Origin of the sequence: Streptomyces albipurpureus, assembly GCF_023701525.1 — a bacterium.
Taxonomy (GTDB): domain Bacteria; phylum Actinomycetota; class Actinomycetes; order Streptomycetales; family Streptomycetaceae; genus Streptomyces; species Streptomyces albipurpureus.
Window position 1 is genome coordinate 21,015 of record NZ_JAMQAW010000083.1, and the last position, 6,052, is coordinate 27,066.

Consider the following 6,052-nt stretch of genomic DNA (forward strand, 5'->3'; position numbering starts at 1 on the left):
CATGACGCGAACCCCGCACCCGGTCCGGGACCGGGTCGTCCCGACGAAACGGCCGGCCGCGAGCCGATCGACCGCCGTGTACGCGCTGCGCCGCTGCGGCTACTTCGCCGCCGTGGTGTTCTCGGTGTACACGCTGTCGTTCTTCCTTCTCTACGCCCTGCCGAGTGACCCGGTCGCGCTGATGCTGGAGCGCCGGTCCGCGGGTGCGGGGGGCGGCACGGCCGCACAGGTCGAGGCATTACGTGCGCAGTACGGACTCGACCAGCCGCTGCTGGTCCGCTACGTGGAGACGCTTCTGCAACTCCTCGGCGGGAACCCGGGCACCTCCTTCCAGTCGGGCAGGCCGGTGCCAGAGATCCTGGCGGCGGTGGCCCCGAACACGCTCGCCCTGGCCGGCGGTGCGCTCGCCATCGCCATTCCGCTCTCCGTCGCCCTGGCGCTGGTGACCTCCTGGCGGCGCGACAGCGTCCTCCACCGGGTCCTGGTGAACGTTCCCGCGCTGATCGCCGCGGTCCCGGCGTTCTGGCTCGGGCTGCTGCTGCTGCAACTGTTCTCGTTCACCCTCGGCTGGGTGCCGTCGGCGGGCGGGACCGGTCTGTCCGGGCTGGTGCTGCCCGCCGTCGCGCTCGCCCTGCCGGTGTCGGCGTCGCTGACGGCCGTACTCGTCCGGAGCCTGGACGACGTCCAGCAGGCGGCCTTCGTCGGACTCCTGCGGGCCCGCGGGCTCCCCTGGTCACGCGTCTACCTCGCGCATGTGGCACGTAACGCGCTGCTGCCCTTTGTGACGCTGGCCGGACTGACCGTCGGCGGAGTGCTGGTGGGCACGGTGATCACCGAGACGGTGTTCGCACGGGCCGGACTCGGACGGCTGCTCGCCTCGTCGGTGGAGACCCAGGACGCGCCGGTGATCCTGGCCATCGCCGTGCTGGCGGCCGTCCTCTTCGCCGCGGTGAACCTCGCCGTCGACCTGCTGTATCCCGTCCTCGACCCGAGGACGCGGCACCGGGGTAGGGGAGCGCGCGCATGACCGCCACCACCGTCCCACCCACCCGCTCCCGGTCACGGACCTCCGTGCCTGGACTCTCCCTGACCGTACTCGGCCTGGTCGGAGCCGCCGCTCTGCTGCCGGGGGTCCTCGCGCCCCGGGACCCGTACGCCCAGGACGTCTCCGAGCGGCTGCGCCCGCCGTCGGCCGAGCACCTCTTCGGCACCGACGAACTCGGCCGCGACCTGTTCAGCCGGGTCATCCACGGCACCCAGGCGAGCCTGTCGATCGCCCTGCTCGCGCTGGCGTTCGCGTTCGGTCTCAGCGTCCTCATCGGACTGACGGCCGGCTACTTCGGCGGCACCGCCGACCGGGTGCTGATGGGCGGCGTCGACGTACTCCTCGCCCTCCCCTCGCTGCTGATCTCGCTGCTGATCGTCTCCGGCCTCGGCACCGGTCCGCTCAACCTCGCCGTCGCCGTGGGCGTCGCCTCGGTGCCCACCCTGGCCCGGGTCACCCGCGCCGAAGTGCTGCGGGTCAGCGCCCAGACCTTCGTCGAGGCGGCGAACGGCTACGGGCTGGCCCGCCACCGCGTCCTCGGGCGGCACGTCCTGCCCCATGCCCGGGGCCCGATCACCGCGCTGGGCGCACTGGAGTTGGCCACCATGGTCCTGTCCGTATCCGCCCTCAGCTTCCTGGGATACGGCACCCAGCCGCCGGACCCGGAGTGGGGCAACCTCATCGCCGCCGGACGGGACTACTTCGCGACCTCCTGGTGGCTGACCACGCTGCCCGGGGCGGTGCTCGCGGGTGTCGTGCTCGCGCTGCACCGGGTGGGACGCGCGCTCGGCGCTTCGGAAGCGGGGCTGGTATGACCGCCGCCATCGACCCGGCGACCGACCGGGGCGCGCTGCTCCGGCTCGAAGGACTCAAGGTCGCCTACCCCGGGCAGCGCGGACGCGACGCAACGGTCGCGGTCGACGGCCTGTCCGTCACCGTGCCGGCGGGCCGGGCGGTCGCCATCGTCGGCGAGTCCGGCTCCGGCAAGTCCACCACCCTGCACGCGCTGCTGGGCCTCACCCCGCGCACCGCGGACGTCAGCTTCGAGCGGCTGGAGTTCCAGGACGGGACGACCGGCGGCCTGCGCCGTATCGACGATCCCCGCGCACTGCGCGGACGTTCGGTCGGTCTCGTCCCCCAGGACCCGGTCCGGTCACTGGACCCGCTGATGCGGATCGGGGCCCAGTTCGCGGAGCTGCACCGGCACTTCCTGGGCCTCACCGGCAGGGAGGAGAGCCGGGCCCGTACCGTCGCCGCGCTGGAATCCGTCGGTGTGGACCGGCCGGGGCTGCGCCTTGGGCAGTACCCGCACGAGCTGTCCGGCGGCCAGCGGCAGCGGATCCTCATCGCCCTCGCGCTCGTCGGCGAGCCGCGTCTGCTGCTCGCCGACGAACCGACCTCCAACCTGGACACCACCGTCCAGCGGCGGGTGCTGGACCTCTTCGACGAGGTACGGGCCGCACGCGGCCTGTCCGTCCTGCTGGTCACCCACGACATCGCCGTCGCGGGGGAGCGCGCCGACCATCTCGTCGTGATGCGGGCCGGCCGGGTCGTCGAGTCCGGGCCGACCCGGGACATCCTCGACGCCCCCAAGGACCCCTACACACGGCAACTCCTCACCTCCCTGCCGAGCCGCCTACCCGCCCGCCCGGTGTTCCGGGCCGCGTCCCCGCCGCGGGTGGTGCTCGCCTCGCACGGTCTGACCAAGTCCTTCGGGGGCGGCAAGGGCCAGGAGCGGATCGACGCCGTACGGGATGTCAGCCTCACCCTGCACCGGGGGCAGACGGTCGCCGTCGTCGGGGAGTCGGGGGCCGGGAAATCCACCCTGCTGCGCCTGCTCACCGGACTCGACCGCCCGGACGCCGGGACCGTACTCCTGGACGGCGAGGAGACGCGTCCCGGCCGCCGGGCCCGTACAGCCTTCGCCCGCCGGGTGCAGCTCGTGTACCAGAACCCCGCCCGCAGCCTGAATCCGTCGTTCCCCGTCGGGCGGGCCATCGCGGAGCCGCTGGAAGCGCACCGCGTCGGCGGGGCCAAATCCCGTGCCGAGCGCGTCCGGGACCTGCTGGAACAGGTCGAACTCCCGGCCGAGCTGGCCGCCCGCCGCCCGTCCCAGCTCTCCGGCGGACAGTTGCAGCGGGTGGCGATCGCCCGCGCGCTCGCCCTCGACCCGGACGTGATCGTGCTGGACGAACCGGTCTCGGCGCTCGACCAAGCCGTCCAGTTCGCCCTGCTGAAGCTCCTCGGCGACCTACAGGAACGACTCCAAGTCGCCTATCTGCTGGTCTCGCACGACCTCGGTGTGGTGCGGGCCGTCGCCGACGAGGTGATCGTCATGCACCGCGGCCGGGTCGAGGAGCAAGCCGCCACCCGGTCCGTCTTCGAAGCCCCCACCAGCCCCCACACCCGTGCGCTCCTTGACGCGGTCCCCGCCCTCCAACTCCCGACACCTCTTGTCCACCTAGCCCCTCTCGCCCCTTTCTCCACTTCAGATGGGAAGAAACAACCATGACCCGCGCGCCCCTCACGCGCTTGCTCGCTGCCTCCGGAGCTGCCGCGCTCCTGCTGACCGGCTGCACGAGCGGAGCCGAAACCTCGGACACCACCCATCTGCGGGTCGCCTACGGCTGGTATCCGACCTGCTTCGACTACGCCCAGTCCAATCCCTTCGCGCTCTTCGGCAGACAGGTGCTGGACACCCTGCTGAGCCACAACCCGGACACCGGCAAGCTGGAGCCGTATCTGGCCGAGTCCTGGAAGAACCTGGACGGCGGACGGGCGTACGAGTTCACCCTCCGCGACGGAGTGACGTTCAGCAACGGCGAGAAGCTGACCGCGCAGGTCGTCGCCGACAACTTCGAGACCCTGTGGAAGCATGCCGGGCAGGGAGTCTCGCCGACCCCCGGCGCCTATCTCCGCGGCTACGACCACGCCAAGGCCCTCGACGGACGGACGGTACGGGTCGAGTTCTCCCAGCCCAACGCCGGCTTCCTCCAGGCCAACACCGAGGGCCAGTTCGGCATCATCGCCCCCGCGTCCCTCGCGAAGTCCCCGAAGGAGCGCTGCGCCGGGGGGACGATCGGCACGGGACCGTTCGTCCTCAAGGAGGCCGTCCAGGACGAGCGGGTCGAGTACACCAAGCGGGAGGGGTACGACTGGGCCCCCGCCGTCTTCGGGCGCGAGGGCGCCGCCGCGCTCGACCGGGTGACGATCCAGATCGTGCCCGAGGAGAGCGTCCGCGCGGCGGGTGTCGTAGCGGGCGAGTACGACCTCGCCTACTCGATGACCGAGAAGGGGCTCTCCCAGGCCGGGAAGCAGGACGGCGTCAAGACCGTACTCGCCGCCGACCGCAGCGTGGTCAACACCTTCGTCGTCAACACCGCCGACCCCGTTCTGGCCGACCCCTCGGTACGGCAGGCGATCCAGCACGGCATCGACCGCGAGGAGTTCGTCGACACCTTCTACGGCGAGGGCGTCGAACCCGCCACCGACGTGGTCTCCCGCTCCCATCCCAACTACCGGGACCGCACCGGGCTGCTCGCCCACGACCCGGGGCGCAGCCGTGCCATCCTGGAGCGGGCCGGCTGGGTGAAGGGCGCCGACGGCATCCGGGCCAAGGGCGGCAAGAAGCTGCGGCTGGCGCTGACCTACTCGAACTCGGACATCGGCGCCGCGGCCTCCGGCTGGGAGTACGTGAAGGACGGCCTCGCCGGTATCGGTGTCGCGCTCGACCTGAAGCCGGTGTCCGACGCGGCCCAGGCCGACCTGCGCAAGTCCGGGAAGTGGCAGCTCGCGGTCTACCAGGGCGCGAGCCGTGGCGACGCCGACGGAATCGCCGCGTTCTACCACACGGAACTGGCCCCGTGGGACGGCCAGGCCCCCCGGCCCGAGGTCGACCGGCTCCTCGCCGAGCAGGCGGCCACCGTCGATCCGGTGAAGCGGAACTCCCTTGTGCAATCCGCGGTGACGACGATCCTCCAACAGGGCCACGGGATCCCGCTGTTCGACTCCGCACAGGTTCTGCTGACGCGCGCCTCGGTGCGGGAGCTGACCTTCCCCGTCAACTCGTGGGAGCCGATCCTCCACCGCGTCGAGAAGAAGTGACGCCCCCACCCGCCGCACCCCCCGGCGACAGCGGGTGCGCGCACCCCGGAACGCCCCACGCCGCCGGCGCGCACCCTCGCCGCGAGCGGCGCGGCCAGACCACCGAGAGGAAACGATGACCACCTCGTCACCCACCGACACCGTGGTGGCCGGCGCGGACCGGCGGACCGGCGGCACACCGGTCTCGCTGCTCAACGCGCAGTACCTGCCGACGAGCCGGGACTGGCGGACGGCGGCGGGCCGCGCCGACACCCCGTTCGCGGTGGACACCTTCGTACGGGCGGCCCAGCAGGCCGAGGCCGCCGGATTCGACGCCCTGTTCCAGGCCGACTTCTCCGGTGTGAACCGCGCCGGACTGCGGGCCGGGCCGCCGCTGACCGTCTTCGAACCGTTCCAGGTCGCCGCCATCGTCGCCGGCGCCACCTCGCGGATCGCCGTCATGCCGACCGTGTCGACGCTCCACACCCATCCGTCGTCGTTCGCCCGCTCGCTGGCCAGCCTGGACCGGATATCGGCCGGGCGGGCCTGGGTCAATGTGGTGTCCTCCTTCCGCTCGGGTACGGCGATCGGCGTCCGGCGCGAGGTGCCGCGCGACCGGCGGCACGCCCAGACCGAGGAGTTCATCGAGGTCGCCAGGGCCCTGTGGGCGAGTTGGCCGCCCGCGGCGAACGCCCCGGACCCGGCGACGGACCGCTTCGTCCGCGAGGACCTGATCACCGACGTCGATCACCACGGCGAGTTCTACGACCAGTCCGGGCCCATCGACATGGCGCCCTACTCGGCCGCCTTCCCGTTCACCTTGCAGGCCACGTCGTCCCTGGCCGGGCTGCGCCTGGCGGCCCGTACCGCCGACGGCGTCTTCGCCGGGACGGCCACCCTGGGCGCGGCGCGGGAGTTGCGGCG

5 protein-coding genes are annotated in these 6,052 nt (G+C 72.4%); all 5 read left to right on the top strand.

Annotated features, from left to right (window positions below; translation table 11 throughout):
- Position 1 precedes the first annotated feature (1 nt).
- Entirely contained in the window at positions 2-1,027 is a 1,026-nt protein-coding gene (locus NBG84_RS36280; protein ID WP_250923961.1) for an ABC transporter permease, read from the top strand.
- Positions 1,024-1,860: an ABC transporter permease gene (locus NBG84_RS36285; protein ID WP_250923962.1), complete on the top strand. Its 837-nt coding sequence runs from the start codon at positions 1,024-1,026 to the stop codon at positions 1,858-1,860. The genes NBG84_RS36280 and NBG84_RS36285 overlap by 4 nt, the downstream gene beginning before the upstream one ends.
- Positions 1,857-3,557, top strand: a complete 1,701-nt coding sequence (locus NBG84_RS36290) for an ABC transporter ATP-binding protein (RefSeq protein ID WP_250923963.1) — start codon at positions 1,857-1,859, stop codon at positions 3,555-3,557. The genes NBG84_RS36285 and NBG84_RS36290 overlap by 4 nt, the downstream gene beginning before the upstream one ends.
- Positions 3,554-5,149 (top strand): ABC transporter substrate-binding protein, encoded by a 1,596-nt coding sequence (locus NBG84_RS36295; protein ID WP_250923964.1) that lies wholly within the window; start codon positions 3,554-3,556, stop codon positions 5,147-5,149. The genes NBG84_RS36290 and NBG84_RS36295 overlap by 4 nt, the downstream gene beginning before the upstream one ends.
- A gap of 115 nt (positions 5,150-5,264) precedes the next feature.
- Positions 5,265-6,052 (top strand): LLM class flavin-dependent oxidoreductase (locus NBG84_RS36300; RefSeq protein ID WP_250923965.1); only part of this gene is annotated, 788 nt, incomplete at its 3' end.

Bases quoted from the DNA above. Each gene is read 5' to 3' on its own strand.
- NBG84_RS36280 (WP_250923961.1), top strand. From the start codon at position 2: ATGACGCGAACCCCGCACCCGGTCCGGGACCGGGTCGTCCCGACGAAA.
- NBG84_RS36285 (WP_250923962.1), top strand. From the start codon at position 1,024: ATGACCGCCACCACCGTCCCACCCACCCGCTCCCGGTCACGGACCTCC.
- NBG84_RS36290 (WP_250923963.1), top strand. From the start codon at position 1,857: ATGACCGCCGCCATCGACCCGGCGACCGACCGGGGCGCGCTGCTCCGG.
- NBG84_RS36295 (WP_250923964.1), top strand. From the start codon at position 3,554: ATGACCCGCGCGCCCCTCACGCGCTTGCTCGCTGCCTCCGGAGCTGCC.